The sequence below is a fragment of the Sivoneniella epilithica UHCC 1019 genome (genome assembly GCF_040830845.1).
Taxonomy (GTDB): domain Bacteria; phylum Cyanobacteriota; class Cyanobacteriia; order Leptolyngbyales; family Leptolyngbyaceae; genus ULC077BIN1.
The window spans coordinates 13,954-32,074 of record NZ_JBFPDP010000004.1 but is presented as its reverse complement, the minus strand read 5'-3'; the positions used below and the strand labels follow the sequence as shown (position 1 = coordinate 32,074).

The following is an 18,121-nucleotide window of genomic DNA, read 5'->3' as shown; positions in this document are numbered from 1 at the left end:
TACGGTCTAGAATCGCAACCACCCCTAAACCCTTTCAGGGATTGAAACGGCGGCAATCATCCTTGGTGGAATGACAACTGTAATCGCAACCACCCCTAAACCCTTTCAGGGATTGAAACTGATAGCAGTGTGTATTCTTCTTGTAGATCGCCTAATATCGCAACCACCCCTAAACCCTTTCAGGGATTGAAACTCTACCCTTCTCACTAAATCGCCCATCTCACTTTATCGCAACCACCCCTAAACCCTTTCAGGGATTGAAACTTCATGATGAGGTGAAAAAATGGGCACTCTAGCTATCGCAACCACCCCTAAACCCTTTCAGGGATTGAAACAGGACAGAAGTAGGCTTCATCAATCTGGGGGAATATCGCAACCACCCCTAAACCCTTTCAGGGATTGAAACCGGGAAAGTTTGTCGTTGCTCTGATACTGGATAGTCTCGAATCGCAACCACCCCTAAACCCTTTCAGGGATTGAAACCGGGTAGCTCTATATACTCGTCTCCAAATGGCTCGAATCGCAACCACCCCTAAACCCTTTCAGGGATTGAAACATCTCCACTGAACTCACCAGCGCCGCTCAATCCCAATCGCAACCACCCCTAAACCCTTTCAGGGATTGAAACCAACACTGCTGCGGTTGTGGTAGAAGCGATTCCGTAATCGCAACCACCCCTAAACCCTTTCAGGGATTGAAACTGGTACGGCGCTTGCGGGAAGCGGCAACTTTGAATCGCAACCACCCCTAAACCCTTTCAGGGATTGAAACGCAGGCGCGCCAACAAGCCCAGGATCAGAGCTTCATCGCAACCACCCCTAAACCCTTTCAGGGATTGAAACTTCGATCCTCGCTTTTTGAAGGCATGGGCATCAGCTTGTGTCCATCAATCGCAACCACCCCTAAACCCTTTCAGGGATTGAAACGAAGCACCTCTACCCCTTCGCCACTCCTGAAGGGCACATCGATCGCAACCACCCCTAAACCCTTTCAGGGATTGAAACAGTTAGGTCATTGACTCCGGCGATCGCCTGGGCGAATCGCAACCACCCCTAAACCCTTTCAGGGATTGAAACACATATTTACGATGGATGAGAGAGCGATCGCACTTCATCGCAACCACCCCTAAACCCTTTCAGGGATTGAAACCAAACTCTAGGTAAGGTGGATCGAGATAAACGAAATCACCTATCGCAACCACCCCTAAACCCTTTCAGGGATTGAAACATGGCTGTTCTGGGGTAGTGCGGGGGCACGACTCCCGCATCGCAACCACCCCTAAACCCTTTCAGGGATTGAAACGAACGCTTCACTATCGCGGGTGGACGTACTTACACGATCGCAACCACCCCTAAACCCTTTCAGGGATTGAAACTTCACAAAATGCTTCTAGTACCTCAGTGCGAGCATTTAGATCGCAACCACCCCTAAACCCTTTCAGGGATTGAAACGCTAGGTAAGCGCTACTCGCTGTATGGATTAGGAAATCGCAACCACCCCTAAACCCTTTCAGGGATTGAAACCACCGGGCAGCAGGTGACCTGGACGGCGAATCAAATCGCAACCACCCCTAAACCCTTTCAGGGATTGAAACGCTGCAAGCCGGAGTCAAGGTGACAGAGGCGTTTATCGCAACCACCCCTAAACCCTTTCAGGGATTGAAACTCGCTATATTTGGGTGCCCTACCGCAAGCTTATCCATCGCAACCACCCCTAAACCCTTTCAGGGATTGAAACGAGCAAGTTGAACTGCTGCAACTACAACATCAATTATCGCAACCACCCCTAAACCCTTTCAGGGATTGAAACTCTGCATTGATCACGTCAACATCCGCAAAGCTTTTATCGCAACCACCCCTAAACCCTTTCAGGGATTGAAACGACGAATCACGCCACCTTTGCGATCGCCATAAGCTATCGCAACCACCCCTAAACCCTTTCAGGGATTGAAACCTGCACCCGGTCTTTCAAGCCAGTTGGCAACGCCGCGATCGCATCGCAACCACCCCTAAACCCTTTCAGGGATTGAAACTAGCGATGCCCTGATCTTCTTAAAAATGCCCTCGCATCGCAACCACCCCTAAACCCTTTCAGGGATTGAAACCTATACCACCTACAAATTTCACCCAAATGCCCACATCGCAACCACCCCTAAACCCTTTCAGGGATTGAAACGCCGCGTTCATCGTGGGGCGGAAAGAGTGACCAGGATCGCAACCACCCCTAAACCCTTTCAGGGATTGAAACTATTCTGGCAGCACTAGAAGCTACCGTCCCAAGATTCCAAGATCGCAACCACCCCTAAACCCTTTCAGGGATTGAAACTTCAAAGTAAAAAAAGCCATACACCGTAACCCCAGATATCGCAACCACCCCTAAACCCTTTCAGGGATTGAAACCATCTCTGACCCAAGCACAGATCGATCAGAACGCGATCGCAACCACCCCTAAACCCTTTCAGGGATTGAAACATTAGCAGCCTTGGATGTGGCGCGGTCGGGCAAAATCGCAACCACCCCTAAACCCTTTCAGGGATTGAAACGTACATCAGCACATCCTGCACAGTGAGGCAGGTTGCATCGCAACCACCCCTAAACCCTTTCAGGGATTGAAACGAATGAAATTGAGCGGCAGGCGAGGGACGATTGATCGCAACCACCCCTAAACCCTTTCAGGGATTGAAACGGCGAGGATGCCAGCATTGATATTGAACAGTACGATCGCAACCACCCCTAAACCCTTTCAGGGATTGAAACGCTTTATACCGCCCTGACCCGCGCTAAAAAGCTGATCGCAACCACCCCTAAACCCTTTCAGGGATTGAAACTTCTGGTAGAACCTCCTTGAAGGAGATCCCGCCTAATCGCAACCACCCCTAAACCCTTTCAGGGATTGAAACACAACATTCCCTATGTGCGCTTTCGCTGGGGAAAAATCGCAACCACCCCTAAACCCTTTCAGGGATTGAAACTGTCTCTGCCCTCTGGCGATACCGTTAGTTTTTGCATCGCAACCACCCCTAAACCCTTTCAGGGATTGAAACACTATGCTCTGGGCAAGCATTCAGGCAAAAGCGGCTGCACTTTGGAATCGCAACCACCCCTAAACCCTTTCAGGGATTGAAACTGAAGTAATCAGCCAGCGCTCTAAACCTCAATCATTGCCCGATCGCAATCAACCCTAAACCCTTTCAGGGATTGAAACTGGGCGAATGATATGAACTGCCTGCTCTGAATGAATCGCAATCAACACTAAACCCTTACAGGGATTGAAGCGTTCTTAAGAATTAAAGTAAAGATTCAGTTGAGTTCGTAACTGCTCAGAAGTTCCCTCCAGCATCACTTTGCCCTGATCCAGCAAAATCACCCAATCCGAACGGCTCACTACACTATCGCGGTGACTGATTAAAAGAGTAGTTTTTCCCTGCCGTTGAACCAGTAAGCGATCGAGAATCTGAGCTTCCGCTTCGGGGTCAAGGCTGGCGGTGGATTCATCCAAAATCAAAATGGGCGGATTGAACAGGATAGCGCGGGCGATCGCCAGTCGTTGTCGCTGTCCACCTGAAAGATTGGCACCAAATTCTCCCAGGACAGTCTGATAGCTATTTGGCAATCGGCTAATAAACTCATCGGCTCCAGTCAGTTGACAGGCTTGCACAATTGCCTCAAACGATACGCCCGGATTGCCAAGTTGAAAGTTTTCTAAAATGGAACGGCTCCACAAATGGGATTCTTGGGGCACCAACACCACTTGCCGCCGCACACACTCTAGCGCCAAGTCTGCCAGGTTATAAGCACCGATGCGAATAGTGCCAGATTGTAAGGGATATAGCCCCGCCAGCAGTTTCGCCACCGTGCTTTTGCCGCAGCCTGATTTGCCCATGAGAGCGATCGCCTTGCCACCGGGAAGATGCAACGAAAACGCATCGAGCAATTCCACCCGACCCGGATAATGGAATGAAATCTGGTCGCAGTGAATATCGGCACTGCCAGAAAGTGCGATCGCAGGCTTAATCGGCTGACTCTCCACTTCCGAAGTATGGTCAATCACTTCCGTTAAGCGCTCCGTTGCTGTACGGACGCGGGCAAATTCGTCCACAAATCGAATCGATGTACTAATCAATCCTGTAAAGTTCGCATTTAGGCTGCTAAATGCCAGCAGTTGCCCAATACTTAACTCTTTGCTAATCACCAACGTGCTACCCAACCAGAGCAATGCCACGCTGCCAATGCTGGAAACCAGCCCGGAGAATTGCGTGTTGGCAATACCGATTTGATTCGTGCGAAAACTCAAGGTTGCCAGCCGTCCAAATCGCGTTTGCAATTCTTCCCAAAATTGCGTAGTGGCGGCAGTGGTTTTCAGGGTCAGCGCCCCTTTGAAGGTTTCCACCAACACGCCCTGATTCTCAGCATCCAAAATCACCAGATTTCGAGTTTTTTGCTGCAAGGTTGGCAAGAACAGGATAGTGGAAAGGGTCATCAAAACAGCCACGAGAACAGCGGCAATCGTTAGTTTGAGGCTTAGCAGTGTCATAAAGCTGAGAGACACCAACGCGATGAAAACCTGACTGGGTAGCCCAATCACCACTTGTGCCACCAACTGATTGAGGGCTTGGATATCTTGTAAACGGCTAACCACTTCACCGCTGCGGTGGGTTTCGTAATAAGTCAAAGGCAAGTTGAGAATGGCGCGACCAAATTCTAAAATCAGCCCCAGTTCTAGCCGCTGAGCAAAATAAGCAGTCAGGTTGGACTGAACTAAGCCGATGCCACTGCTGAATAGGCTTAGTAGGACAACCGCGATCGCCACGGCGTTCAACAGCTTCAGATCCCCGCGCACCAGCACATCATCCGTCAAGATTTGGATTAAAAACGGCAGGGCGATGGAGAGCAATCCCAAAATCAGGTTTAATACCAGCACTTGGGCAAGCAGCGATCGCGAACTCCACAGGCGCTTTCCCAGTTGGTGAAGGGTGCTGGGGCGATCTCTGCCCCCATCCGTTGAGAACCGCGCTACATCCGGTTCCACCAACAGCAGCACCCAATCCATCCAGCCCTGGCAAAATTCCTGCTCACTCAAATAGCGCAGCCCAATCGCCGGATCAGCAATCACATACTGCTGCCGTCGCTTGCCATAAAACACCACCCAATGATTGCCCTGCCAGTGAATCACCGCAGGCAGTGGCGCTTCATTCAACCGCTGCAAAATCTCTGGTGATGCCTTCACCGATCGCGCATTAAATCCTAGCGCATCCGCCCCCCGCTGCAACCCTAACAGCGTTGTGCCCTGTTGCCCCGTGCCCACCACTTCTCGCAAACGATTGAGGCTGATCAATTGTCCATAGTGCTTGGCGATCGCCCCCAAACACGCCGCCCCACAATCCGCCTCATTATGCTGGAGAAAAACCGCGTACTTCATTTCGATCGCTGCACAGACAAAAGGCAAAAAAGGAACTTAATTCAGTTCTCTTCGCAACCCATAGCCTTTGATCCGCAAAAAACACTCATCAATAGGGATATTTTCCGACCGCCGAATCAAGTGAGATCGCGGCTAAGCTGGTAGCTGGTCAGGGTCAATGCCTTGCGATCGCAAAAACGCCTCTAATCGCTCTCGTTGTTGCCGTTCTTCTGCTGTGCGCTGTTGTGCCTGCTCCTTCGCCTGTCGTTCTTGCTCTGTACATTGGCGCTCTTGTTCTTCCGGGCTGAGGTGGCGATCGCCCTTCTCGTCATACCCAGTCAAAATCTCCTGCGACAGTCCACCGACTATGCCTTGATAGCGCCCAATCCCTAAACCCACCTCCGGCATCCAATACGGCTCACCCACTTGCAATTGATAAACGCCGTTTTCTAACTTGTAGAGTTCAAGCGGTTGATGCTCATCTCGTCGCCAAAATTCGGGATTATACACCAGGTAGTACAGCACACCCAGCTTGGCATACAGCGCAACTTTTTCATCGTATTCACCGCCTGGACGGTGCGACACCATTTCTAATACAAAGCTCGGCACTACGTCACCTTCTTCCCAAGTGGCATAGCTGCGGCGTGATTTACCACCTTTCTTGCGCTCCACTTGTAGGCTCAAAAAGGCATCCGGCACAACCGGAATTTTCGGATTGTCGCCCGTCGTGTGATATACCGCCATGTCTACCCCAAAGTACCAATCCAGCCGCGCTGACCACAGATACGTCAATAAGAGCAGCAGCAAGTTGGGCAGTAGATTTTGATCCTCATTTCGCGGCGGCGAATCAAGCTTTCAGACCACAGGGGTATCGTCCGAACTGGGCAAGTCGGCAGCACTGGGTAAGTTTTGCAAAAGAAATTGGGAAATCACGGGCAGAAACCGCCAGAGACAGTGATGGCTCAAGTATAGAACATGGCTGGGCGGGCGATCGCGGTTGGGAGAGAAGGAAAGGGCGATCGCGGCATTAGGCTATAGTCGGACAAATGCATTGCTGAGGGAAAATGGAAGTAAACATCAAGACATTAACGCCCTTATGGACGGGTGGTGTTGAGACTGGCAAGTGCGATCGCATCCATGAAACCGGCATCCTCGGCAGTCTGCGCTGGTGGATGGAAGTGCTAGTGCGAGGGAGGGGAGGGGATGCTTGCGATCCAACCAAGCAGAAATGCTCATACAAAAACGGACTTTGTGAAGTCTGCAAAATTTTTGGTGCCGAGGGTCAAAAACGGCGGTTTAGGTTAGAGGTTCAAGAGGTTCAAATCTCTGATGCAGTCATTCAGCATCCTATCCAAGCGAATCGCTCCTACACCAATAATCAGGGTAAGTCGAAAACACCAACCTGGTATTTCCCAGATCCAACCCAAAAAGATGTTAGACCGCTACCGCCAAATACTCCTAAGATTGGCACATTTATCCTTAAGATTCAGAGCCTAAATCCAGATTTCAAACCAGAGATCATCGGTGGGTTAATTCAATTTATGGCTGAATGGTCAGCATTAGGTGCGCGACCCCAAATGGGTTTTGGCGTGATTCAAGTAGAGGGAAGTCGCATTGATACCCAACCTCTCTGTAACTGGCTCAAAGCAATAAAAAGTGAATATAAATATCCAGAATTGCCTTCACTACAAAACATCTTCCTGGCGCAGATTCAACCGAAAGAATCAAATTCTTCGTTTAAGGAGCAGGATACCTTTAACTTGAAATATGACCTCCGGCAGCTTTTTAGGACAGAGGAGAGTAAAACAACCCAGACAAGAATTCAGAATCAAGGTGGACGCAAAGATTTAATTCTTAAAAAAGACAGGAAAGATAACAATGTAACCGAGAGTAACGACAACAAAGATTTACGCCACTTCATCATGGGCACAGTGGAAGACGATCGCATGGCTGCCAAAATCAAAATCTCCCGTGCCTATGACAATGACAAGCTAATGCGCGTGTGGGGTTGGGTGCCTGAAGCAGCAGCGGTTTACAACAACGATTGGGACAGAGGGAGAATTGTAGACAAAATTTATCAACATCTGATAGCAAACTATACCTTGCACGATTGGCGAGAAATGAACTCGGAGAGAGATACTGTCACCGCAAATCAAGCTGATGTTCAGGCATTTCTGCGTAGCTTGTTGCAATTGCAGGAGGATAGCTAATGCAGTACGACTTTACGGCAACTTGTAGAGGTTGGCTTGAAAAAGCCTTTTTTGCCAAGGATAAAAAGCAATATTGGCATGAGTGGCGAAGTCGTTATGAGGCAAGCGATCGCGATCTCAAATTTGAAGATTTTGGCTTCACTCCCAATATTGATGATCTCGATCGCCTGCCACATCTCAGCTTCATGTTGCGCATCCCCTTCAAACTGCGAAAACCCTACCTGAGCAAAGACGATCGCACCTTTCACCTGCTCGATAACCCGGTTCGCAAAGACAAAGTGTTTCAAACCCCAATAGTTGCCTCGACAAGCTGGAAAGGAGCATTACGAGCAACCCTTTGGCAATTGAAACACCAAGAGAAAGAAAGATTTACCGATAAAGCAATTGAGCGACTCTTTGGTAATGAGCGTGAAGAAGAAGATCATAAAAAGCTGAAATCAGGGCGGCTCTACTTTTACCCAACTTTCTTTAACAAGGTTGAGTTGGAGGTGATTAACCCCCACGATCGCAAAACAGGCACGGGCAAAAATCCTATTCTGATCGAATCAGTGCCCATCGGGGCAACTGGAGAGTTCGTCTTGCTATACGTTCCCTTTGGTTCAGTGAAGCCAGATGAGGTTGCCCAAGATTTGAAACTGGTTGCCGGGGGAGTAAGCGATATGCTCACAGTCTATGGCTTTGGGGCAAAGACCAGTAGTGGCTTTGGCGTTGCTGAGCTAAACGGCGCAATCCAGTTTGGGATTCGAGCAGATTGGACAGAGTTAAAGCAACCTGAACCCGAACTAAAAACTCCTGAGCCTGAACTACCTCGCTATCTGATTGCACCTGGACAAATTGATCCAGATTTTCTAAACACTGATGGTAGCCTCAAGCCTGAAGCAGACTATCTACAAGGAAAATCTGGCAAGAAAGCAAAACAGCTTTATCAAAAAGCTAAAGATTGGTGGGAACGTGAGGGTCGTCAACTTGCTGAAGCTCCAGCACCAGAGTCATTACCTGAACTCGAACCACCGCCACCAAAAACATCTTTTACCGAAGTATCGTTTGTTAACTGGAATGAGTTGAGCGATCGCACCCAACGCATGGCAGAGCAGTTGCAAAATAGAGGTGAAGTATGAGTGGATCGTTCTGGCGACCATCTGACGAGCAGCGACGCACAATTCTGTTGATGGAAGCTCTTGGACTAATTCATGACTTGGGCAAAATGAGCGATCGCTTTCTAGAGAGCCAAGAGCCGCAAGACCCAAGTAAAACCAAAGTGGAATATGAACACAATTTACTATCTGATCCATGCGCTATTGATACTTACACTCATTACACCTTTATAGCCGACGCTCCAAGTGCAGAATTTATCAAAGGAATTTTGGATATGGCTGCACAGATACCCTGTGCGTTTAGTGAAAGAGCAGATCTAACTACACTTCTCAAGAAAATTGAATTGACATGGAATAACGAGCAATACAACTTTGCTGAGTTAATGCCACTTTTGCTCAATACTGGATTGGCAGTAAATCAAACATCAAACTGGAGCAATGTGATTGGTAAATCAATGCAGCCTGGACTGCTTGTGGGCTATCTACATGGCATTGCTCACATTGAAAAAGAAGGAGAGCCTGACCAACACAAGCAACCTTACAGCAGTGTATTTCGTGCTACATCTTTTGGCGTTGAGGAGCAGGTTGGTACAACTTCAATTCAAGAATTGACAAATGTACTCAAGAATTTACCACTAGACAACATCGAACAAATCACTACTGACCAACGATCCGACTGGTTGATGCAGATGAAAGCATTGATGAGTAAAGGTCTGGCAGATAACCGTCGTCCTCATAACGAAATCTCTCTCTGGGACTGGGGCTATACCGTTGCTACATTCACCAAAGCTGCTGCTGTCTATGTTTTCAAAAACGGTTGGCTCCCTGACATCGAAAATCTGCCTTTCTGCACCCTGAGAATTAACTTAGATATTCTCGATCGCTATACACGCAGCGATAAGATCAGCGATTTATTGGGAGTCCAACAAGTTTTGAATGATGCGTTCAAAGGTGTACAAACACTGATTGAAGAAACTTATGCTTTTGGAAATCAATTTTATCGAGATGAAACAGGTGCTTATTATCTGCTACCTGCTATTTTTGACTGCATAGAGCAGACTGCACTACGAGAAGAAATTCAGGCGTTATTTCCATCCGATTTGCGTCCACAAATTTATTTCAGCTATCTTCCAATTACAGCGGGTTATTTAGATAATGAAAAATCGCGTTCACGAGAATTAGTGGCTGAACCCCGTAAACAGGCATTGAATCAAGAACCAATAAACGCTGATAACAATCTCTACCTATTTGAAACAGAGTGGAAGGAAGGTCGTCCTAGAAATGGTGAGATTTGTACCGTCTGTGGAATGCGACCTGTGGGTTATCCGCGTCACGGTTCTCAACCTGAAGTAGAGAAAACGCTATCTGCTTGGGCAAAAGAGGGTAAAGGAAAACAACGCCAAATCTGCCGTGTTTGCTTAGATCGGCGAGGGCGACGCTCAGAACAATGGATTAACGAAGGTTTGCAGCAGACTATTTGGACAGACGAAGTTGCGGATGATAACGGTCGCTTAGCTCTATTTGTTGGCAAGTTAGGGCTAGAGGGTTGGCTTGATGGCACATTGCTCTCCACGATTCAAGTGACTAGCAACACTGCGAAAAATCCCTCCCCGGCTCGGTTGTATCGCATTGCAGAGACAGCCCGTGCCTTTTGGGAAAAGGTGACAAGTGAAGTCATGCCTAATGCAGTTGGGCTGTCCCCTTTTCGCTTGGAGTTACACCCAGAAACAAATAATCTAGACGAGTTGGGCGATTATCATGCTTATGACCTAGACATAGATGGCATAGTCCTGAGCGCAGTTTGGGATAAGCCACGCCAGAGATTTTTAACAACAGATAATTTGAGCTATTTTGCTGCTCAATTGCCCCCAAATGCACGAGATACCTGGATCAGCAAGTTAGCAGGAAGAACATTTCAAATCTTGGAACCCTCAATCTTTTTGCAGTCTAGCCGTAAAAAGACTGAAGTGACTATTAGAGAAGTTAAGAAGATTGGCAGCTATCAACCCACCATTCCTCTATTGGCTGAGCCAAGTCTGTGTTTAATGTTGGTTCCTGCCAATAAAGCTTTGGAATTAGCAACTCAAGTGAAAAAGGAGTATGAACACCAAATGGGACGGGTGCGCGATCGCCTCCCCTTAAACATAGGACTGGTCTTCTGTAATCGCCGTACTCCAATTCGTTCTGTGCTGGAAGCAGGTCGGGCAATGCTCAATCTATCAGGACAGTTTGATATGGATAGCGGTAAAGGCTGGGAGGACTGGCGATTGATACAAAAAGAGTGTTCTGGTGGTTCCATTAAATTGAAGTTTGATAACGGCATCACGTGGGGTACACCTGTGGTTGCTGGGGATGGCAACAAAAAGGATGATTGGTATCCCCGGATGTATCAGGGCGATCGTTGGGATAAAAGGCAACCGAGACATGCCAATGATCTGGCTGTTCGTAATGACCGAATGCCTAAAGATAAAGGTGCGAAGCTATGGATTAGACCAAGCCGCTTCGACTTTGAATTTCTCGATAGCACCGCCCGTCGCTTCGAGATTTACTACGACGAAGACGGTCGCCGATCGCGCCGCACCCGTCCCTTCTACCTGGAAGACCTCGATCGCTTCGACAACCTCTGGGCAATTCTGAAAACCCTGGAAACTTCTCAGCGCTATCAGGTGATTCATACCATTGAAGCCACTCGCGAAGCCTGGTACGGGCAGGACGAGAAAAATTGCGCCCTGACCGATAACGTATTTAAGCAGTTTGTGGAAGATACCCTGGCAAATGCCGCATGGCGCAAGGACAAGAAATGGTGGAGTATGCTTGAGGGCGATCGCCAGCAACTTATCCAAGCAGGTGTGCGGGGCGAACTGGCTGATTTGGCAGAACTACATATGGAAATTTTGAAAGAGCGGTAAGGAAAACAGCAATGGCAACTTATAAGCGACAACGCTACCTGTTTATGACCCTTGATCCGGTGCATATCGGCACAGGAGGCTATCGCTTGGGACGGGTAGACAACAGCATCGTGCGAGAACCGGGCACCAAAATCCCAAAAATTCCTGGAACCAGTTTGCATGGCGCAGCGCGATCCTATGCCGCGCAGTTATATGAAACACCAGAAGCCGCCGGACAAAGCCACGACAAAATTGATAACCCCGATCAAAATCCAGTCTGCTACACCTTTGGCTATATCAAAAAGTCCAAGAATGAAAACGACACTGATAAAGCCACCATCTATTCCGGCGTGGTGAATATTTTTGATGCCCATGTGCTGCTGTTTCCCGTGCATTCAATGGTAGGTGCAGTTTGGGTCAGTACCGTGGAGCGATTGGAAGAAGCAGGCTTTACGGGTTTACCTGATGATTGGGATGACGTTAGCACGGCAGTTTTAACTTGGGATAAACCTGATAAACGACTCAATCTCGGTTGGTTAATGGTCAATGTTGCTGATCAGAAAGTAGAGGTGAAAGCACCTTCAGAATGGCAAAGTGGCGATCGCCAGAAAGCTCTTGATCAAGCTATCAACAAAATTGTTCTGGTCAAAGATGCACTCTTTAGCCAGATAGTAAACAGCAACTTGGAAGTACGGACATCAGTGGCGATTAATCCTGACACTGGTGCAGCCGAAGATGGCGCACTATTTACCTACGAAGCCATTCCCCGCGCCACATTCCTCACCGCAGACGTTGTCTTGGATGATTACCGCAGTGACAAGAACGGATGGTCGTTTGGTGAAATCAAGGAGACAGGAAAGAAGAAAGAAGATGACACAAGAAATCCACTCCCAGGAGATTCCTGGAAATGTCCACTATGCGTTGTGAAAGCAGGGTTGCGCCTGATCGAGTGGCTGGGAGTTGGTGGCATGGGCACACGCGGCTTTGGGCGGATGGCGATCGTTGGGGAGCCGACAGAAGTAGATTTGAAACAAGATTGGGAATTGAAACATCAACAGCAGCAATCCTCTGAGACATCTTCAAAGCCTGACAAACTAGCGGCGATCGCACCCACAGAAAACAACCCATGAGCAACACAGTTATGAATCTCGATCGCCTTGCCGCACAACATGCCCAGGCAGTAATTACTGACACAAAAGATAGAAAATCTAGCGATGTGGAAAACACTGTCACAAAAGCTTTAGGTGTATTGCAAGAGGATGGTATTTACGCTTGTTTCCTCTACTTGCTAGCGAAGGAACAGGCAAGTAAAGAAGATAAAAAGAAGAACAAGAAATCGGCTGGAGAAATATTAGTAGGACACATGCTCAAACTGCTTGACAGCTTGAAAATTGGATGGGATAAACCACCGAGTGAAAAAGCCGAGGACATACTTTCACATCTGACTCAGAACGACAAGAAGGATAACGAAAGGATTTCCCTAGAGCAACTATTACTAACCAAAGAAATGCTGGAGCAGATGTTGATTTATGCCCGCTATGGAGCCAAGGCAAGGCAAGATCCAGAACTAGGGAATGGGCAAGCGGAGCAGAAGGAAACTCCATGACCTGGAAAGCGTATCAAGTGGTGTTCAAACTCAAGTCTCCTATGCACATTGGCTGCGGCAAAGTGGGAAACGTGCAGCGCACCCGACCCTATGTCACCGGGCGAGTCTTCTGGGGCGCACTCACCATGCGATTGACCCGCGACAAGCAGCAACCAGCAATCAATTCCAAGCAATATCAGGATATCGGGGATGAGGTTCATAAGCGTTTAGCCTACACCTACTTCTATCCTGCTATCAAACAGAATGGAGATTACCAAATTCAGTGGTCATGGGGAGATAAGGAAAGCCTATTTCGTCGTCGGTTTCTCAGCAGCTATACCAGTACTGCACTGATGTATCCGCAACAAGCAGCAGATGAAGGGCTATTACATGAAGTAGAGTTTCTCTCACCTCGCACGTTAGATCAAGGGAAACAGGTTTATCTGGTGGGTTACGTGTTTGAACAAGAGGACTGTAATCTCCAATGGCAAGTTGCCTGTCATCATTTGCAATTTGGTGGCGAGCGTGGCTATGGTTGGGGCGATGTGCAATTACAATGCACCCAGAAATGTACTGATCCTGAAAAGCAGACTCAGAAATGTATTCAAGAAGTAACAGATTCACAATTGTTTGATGCAAACTATCGCTGGACAGAGCGGAACGATCGCATTGTGATTCAGGTGCCAGAATCAATGCATCTTTTAGCTCATACGGTTGCCCAAAACGTCTCTGCTAAAGGTGAGATTGAGCCGTTGGTGGGGCGGGAGTGGAAAGTTTCCACCCAGGCAGGGCAGCATGTAGAGAAATTTGTTGACGATCTCTGCTGGGTGCCGGGTAGCATTGCGATCGCCCCACAACGCTTCGAGATTCAACAATTTGGCATCTGGCACCCATCAAAGTAAACGTCAGCAACTGGGCAATCTAAAAAGCTATAAGAGAAATACAAGGTTGAGTGTCACTGCACTGCAACGCAGAAACAAGCGACAACCCAACCTTTTCATTTGAGATTCAGGTAACCTGACTTAACCTGTAGCCGCAACGATATTAGTCGTTGTACAACACATTCACATTCACAGTCTGAGTCACAGCACCGCTGGAACCACTGCCAGACCAACCACCATAACCATAGCCCCAGCTAGAGCTAGGACGGGAATAGGAAGGTCTACTGTAGTAGTAGAAGGGTCTGGAACTACGACGGCAACCGCGCCATCCCCCTTGCACCGTTGCCGATGCTTCAGTAGATAGGGGAGTGAACAAATCATTTTGCTGAGCCATTTTTGTTGTCTCCTTAGTCATTGAATAAAGACCAATTGTTGAGAGATAGTTTGACGCACCGCCACACAAACAATTGAACAGGGTATCAAAAAGCTGAATGGAACAGATTGACTGAACGGTCGTCAGGGCAGCATGATGAAGCTCGAAAGTAGGAGAGGTGAAATGAAATTATGCACAATTTCAAAATCTGTCCTGATCGAGAGAGTCTTACTGCGAAGCTAATTAAAGTTTCTGAAACTGCTGTTCTTATCCGGATACTGGTGTCATCTTCTTAAGATTTCTTAAGAAAAACGTTGTTGCGTCTTCAGGATGTGTGTACCTGCCAATGATTGTTGATTCTTTAGCCACTACGGGAAAAAGCACCCATCAGTAAGGTGGGTGCTTCAGCCAGCGTTATTTAAATTGATCAACTTGGGGCGATCGCAATCACTACAATTGTCAAAGGAACCAGCTTGCAACTAACCCATGACGCTGATTAATGTGTATTTAATCAAGTTGTAAATTGCGATTCACCGGGCAGAACTTTAGTACTGCTTAATCGTCAATCAACACATTAACGTTGGTAGTTTGAGTAACTGAGGGCGAACCGCCACTCGATCCACCGCCACTCCAGCCACCGCCACTCCAGCCACCAGATGACCAGCAGGGATTGACGCAAGGGTTAGAGTACCAGCAAGCACCATTCACATTCGCTGCGGCTTCAGCAGAAAGAGTTTCAAACAGAGGTTTTTGCTCAACAACAGTCTTCATAAGGACTCCTTATTGGTAAGTTGGGTTAAAAAACGCAATTAAAACTATCCGGATCAAGGTTTTAATTTGCGAAGTCTAATCTTGTCTTCTGAAGAGATGGCTGTTATCCGGATTCTGCTATTAATCTGTCAGCATTTTTTAACAACTGCGATCGCTTTCTTTGAGGAAAATAACTATCCTAAAATTCAAAACCCTTATTCAGTAAGCTTCTGAGCGGTTTTCTATCCCCTGCTCCTCATTTCTTGCCCTAGCGCTATCCGGATGGGATCTCTTCAACTGATTTCCTGCAATTAAACCGATTTCCTGCGATCGTGCGGATTTTGCTGAAAAATGCCGAAAAGAGGACTATCCTCCTTTTTGGAGTCTGACTTATGGCACTGCAAGATCAGCCACCCTTAACAGCGATCTATTCGCTCCAACTAGACGAATTTCTTCCTCCTATCCATCGCTGGACGCGAGTCGGAACGCTATTGCTACTGGGGCTATTTGTGGGAGCAATGGGCGCGGCGGCAATGGTGGAATATAACGTCACCGTGCAGGCGGTTGCCACAATCCGTCCGGTTCAAGATATCAGCCTTGTGCAGGCAGCAACAACTGGCATCGTTCAGCAGGTGCTTGTGAAAGAAAATCAGCCCGTTCGGCAGGGAGATATTCTTGCCGAATTGGGAGGATTAGAGCGATCGCGCTTGCGTAATTTGCAAGTTCGCCGCGATCGCCTACAGGCATTTTTACACCAGTATGAAGGACAAAATACGGAAGCCGAAGTTGCTCTCAAAGCGTTGGAGAGCGCTATTTTAGTGAAAGCAAATTTCTTATTTGCAGCAGTGGATCAGACTAATTCTGATTCAGCAAAACTTCCTAATACAGCGCCTAATACAGCGATAGACGGCGTATTAGAGCAACTCAAGCAAACTGCACCAGCGGAAGCTCAAGCCTTCGTAAATCAGCGCGATCGCCTGCTGCAACAGCGCACTGGTTTAAGCAATCAAATTCAACTGGATCGCACCTCCTTACAGCAACTTAACGCGGCGATCGATCAGCAAGTCATCCAATCTCCGATTAATGGGATTATCCTTCAACTTGCCCTGCGTCATTCAGGACAAACAGTGCGGCAGGGCGAGAATGTGGCTCAAATCGTCCCCGCCAAAGTGCCACTTGTGATTAAGGCGCAGGTTGCAGCCCAAGACATTAGCCAGGTAGAAATCGGACAATCTGCTCAGATCCGGGTATCTGCCTATCCCTACCCAGAGTATGGAACGCTCCCCGGCACGGTTCAAACGATCGCCCCGGATGTGATTGTCCCACCAAATGGCACTAACTCAATGGCTCCCTACTACGAAGTGACCCTGCAACCCGAACGTCCTTATTTTGCTAAAGGAGATCGCCGCTATCCGCTTCAACCCGGAATGGAAGCCCGTGCTGATATCATTTCCCGCCAAGAAACGATTCTTCAGGCATTTTTGCGAAAACTTCGTCTCTGGAGCGATCCCTAAGCAGAGCGTAAATAGCTCAAAACGCGATCGCCTAATTCTAATTAGCCAGTTGCTTCTAACCAGGAAGTTGCTTCAATGTCTCAATTCCGGCACAATCGGGAGAACTAAACCCCATAAATGCGTTGCCGAATGTCTGTTCAATTTACTCAACTTATTCTGAATGAAATTTCTCTAGACAACTCAGGATTTAGTTTCAGTCCTGCATTGCTTGAATTGCTTCAACTCGCCCAATTGGTTCTCAATGGGATTTCTCTCGGCAGCATTATTGCTCTTGGCTCTGTCGGCTTAACCCTCACCTACGGTGTTTTGCGCCTTTCAAACTTTGCCCATGGTGACTTCATGACCCTAGGCGCTTACGCCACATTTCTAGCCAACAGCCTAGGGATCAATATTTGGCTGTCTATGATGGTGGGGGCGGTAGTGACGATCGCCGCTTTCCTGCTCACCGAAAAACTCATCTGGGCACCGATGCGGGTTCGCCGTGCTGCACCTGCCACGTTAATTATCATTTCGATTGGGCTGGCTCTCTTTCTTCGCAACGGCATTATTTTAATTTGGGGCGGCAGCAACCAGCGCTATAACTTACCCGTTGCCGAAGCGCTGGAGTTTGCCAGCCTGCGACTCCCGCTCTATGACCTAGTAGTGATTGGCATGGCGATCGCTGCCATCGGTGGACTGCATTATTTACTGCAAAATACCAAAATTGGTAAGGCAATGCGTGCCGTTGCCGATGATCTCGATCTAGCGCGAGTAGCAGGTATCAAAGTCGATCGCGTCATTTTCTGGACCTGGATTATTGCAGGCGGATTAACAGCCCTAGGCGGCAGTATGTTGGGCTTAGTCGAAGCCGTGCGCCCCAACATGGGGTGGTTTCTGATCTTGCCCATGTTTGCGGCTGTCATTTTGGGTGGGATTGGCAACGCCTACGGCGCGATCGTCGGTGCCGTCATCATTGGAATTGCCCAAGAAGCAAGCACCTACTGTCCCTCATGGCTCCCCTCTTGGCTGAGCCAGTTTTGCATCCGTAACGAATATAAACTTGCTGTTGCACTTTTTATCATGATGCTTGTATTACTCGTTCGCCCTCAAGGTTTGTTTAAAGGAACAATGTAGAAAATTGCGAGTGACGAATTGCGAATGACGAATGCATAAAAGAACCATTGGATGAAAAGTTAAATTACGTTTTCCATTCATCGTTGATCACTCAATCATTAATTTGTCATTCGTCATTCGTCCCCCGTCATTCCTACTTCCTAGCCCCTCCCTTCTTTATATATTGATGATATGCGCGTAAATGGCTGCCACCAAAAAGTTGATTGCCAGCAGCAAAATTGCCCAAGATGCCCGGAAAGTGTAAGGTTTTTTAGCTGGTGCTTGAGTTGCCATAAAGGATTACTCCAAAAGGATAGACATCTTAAGGAATACCAAA

Annotated in this window: 12 protein-coding genes, 1 pseudogene and 1 CRISPR repeat array (1 of these 14 cut by a window edge); of the genes and pseudogenes, 8 read left to right on the top strand and 5 right to left on the bottom strand. The window is 48.0% G+C overall.

The window, feature by feature from the left end; translation table 11 throughout:
• Positions 1-3,275: a CRISPR direct-repeat array (repeat unit 37 nt; unit sequence ATCGCAACCACCCCTAAACCCTTTCAGGGATTGAAAC) (it extends 5,198 nt beyond the left edge of the window).
• A 4-nt stretch (positions 3,276-3,279) separates the two neighbouring features.
• Together AB3R30_RS03775 and AB3R30_RS03770 are read right to left on the bottom strand one after the other, a co-directional pair.
• The gene (locus AB3R30_RS03775) at positions 3,280-5,418 is read right to left on the bottom strand and encodes a peptidase domain-containing ABC transporter (RefSeq protein ID WP_458647808.1); all 2,139 of its coding nucleotides are present in this window, start codon (positions 5,416-5,418) and stop codon (positions 3,280-3,282) included.
• Positions 5,419-5,550: 132 nt separating this feature from the next.
• Positions 5,551-6,231: pseudogene (locus AB3R30_RS03770) on the bottom strand (Uma2 family endonuclease); the annotation flags it as partial.
• Between the two features lie 230 nt (positions 6,232-6,461).
• On the opposite strand from AB3R30_RS03770, the gene cmr1 reads away from it, so the two are divergent.
• From cmr1 to AB3R30_RS03740, 6 genes are read left to right on the top strand one after another with little or no spacing between them, the layout of a single operon-like run.
• On the top strand, positions 6,462-7,607 hold the full coding sequence (gene cmr1 / locus AB3R30_RS03765) for a type III-B CRISPR module RAMP protein Cmr1 (protein WP_458647807.1): 1,146 nt from the start codon (positions 6,462-6,464) through the stop codon (positions 7,605-7,607).
• On the top strand, positions 7,607-8,725 hold the full coding sequence (locus tag AB3R30_RS03760; RefSeq protein ID WP_458647806.1) for an RAMP superfamily CRISPR-associated protein: 1,119 nt from the start codon (positions 7,607-7,609) through the stop codon (positions 8,723-8,725). The genes cmr1 and AB3R30_RS03760 overlap by 1 nt, the downstream gene beginning before the upstream one ends.
• The gene (locus tag AB3R30_RS03755; protein ID WP_458647805.1) at positions 8,722-11,610 is read left to right on the top strand and encodes a hypothetical protein; all 2,889 of its coding nucleotides are present in this window, start codon (positions 8,722-8,724) and stop codon (positions 11,608-11,610) included. The genes AB3R30_RS03760 and AB3R30_RS03755 overlap by 4 nt, the downstream gene beginning before the upstream one ends.
• Positions 11,611-11,621: 11 nt before the next feature.
• Positions 11,622-12,719: a type III-B CRISPR module RAMP protein Cmr4 gene (gene cmr4 / locus AB3R30_RS03750; RefSeq protein ID WP_458647804.1), complete on the top strand. Its 1,098-nt coding sequence runs from the start codon at positions 11,622-11,624 to the stop codon at positions 12,717-12,719.
• An 11-nt stretch (positions 12,720-12,730) separates the two neighbouring features.
• On the top strand, positions 12,731-13,195 hold the full coding sequence (locus tag AB3R30_RS03745) for a hypothetical protein (protein WP_458647803.1): 465 nt from the start codon (positions 12,731-12,733) through the stop codon (positions 13,193-13,195).
• On the top strand, positions 13,192-14,076 hold the full coding sequence (locus tag AB3R30_RS03740) for a hypothetical protein (protein WP_458647802.1): 885 nt from the start codon (positions 13,192-13,194) through the stop codon (positions 14,074-14,076). Before AB3R30_RS03745 ends, AB3R30_RS03740 begins: the two co-directional genes overlap by 4 nt.
• A 142-nt stretch (positions 14,077-14,218) precedes the next feature.
• On the opposite strand, the gene AB3R30_RS03735 is transcribed toward AB3R30_RS03740, so the two are convergent.
• Both AB3R30_RS03735 and AB3R30_RS03730 read right to left on the bottom strand, forming a co-directional pair.
• On the bottom strand, positions 14,219-14,449 hold the full coding sequence (locus AB3R30_RS03735) for a hypothetical protein (protein WP_458647801.1): 231 nt from the start codon (positions 14,447-14,449) through the stop codon (positions 14,219-14,221).
• A 534-nt stretch (positions 14,450-14,983) separates the two neighbouring features.
• On the bottom strand, positions 14,984-15,199 hold the full coding sequence (locus tag AB3R30_RS03730) for a hypothetical protein (RefSeq protein ID WP_458647800.1): 216 nt from the start codon (positions 15,197-15,199) through the stop codon (positions 14,984-14,986).
• 371 nt (positions 15,200-15,570) lie between these two features.
• Here AB3R30_RS03730 and AB3R30_RS03725 point away from each other — a divergent pair, with 371 nt between their 5' ends.
• Together AB3R30_RS03725 and AB3R30_RS03720 are read left to right on the top strand one after the other, a co-directional pair.
• Positions 15,571-16,692, top strand: coding sequence for an HlyD family efflux transporter periplasmic adaptor subunit (locus AB3R30_RS03725; protein ID WP_458647799.1), 1,122 nt, complete (start codon positions 15,571-15,573; stop codon positions 16,690-16,692).
• Between the two features lie 129 nt (positions 16,693-16,821).
• The gene (locus AB3R30_RS03720) at positions 16,822-17,805 is read left to right on the top strand and encodes a branched-chain amino acid ABC transporter permease (RefSeq protein ID WP_458647798.1); all 984 of its coding nucleotides are present in this window, start codon (positions 16,822-16,824) and stop codon (positions 17,803-17,805) included.
• Between the two features lie 156 nt (positions 17,806-17,961).
• On the opposite strand, the gene psaX is transcribed toward AB3R30_RS03720, so the two are convergent.
• Entirely contained in the window at positions 17,962-18,078 is a 117-nt protein-coding gene (gene psaX / locus AB3R30_RS03715) for a photosystem I protein PsaX (protein WP_458647797.1), read from the bottom strand.
• Positions 18,079-18,121 lie beyond the last annotated feature (43 nt).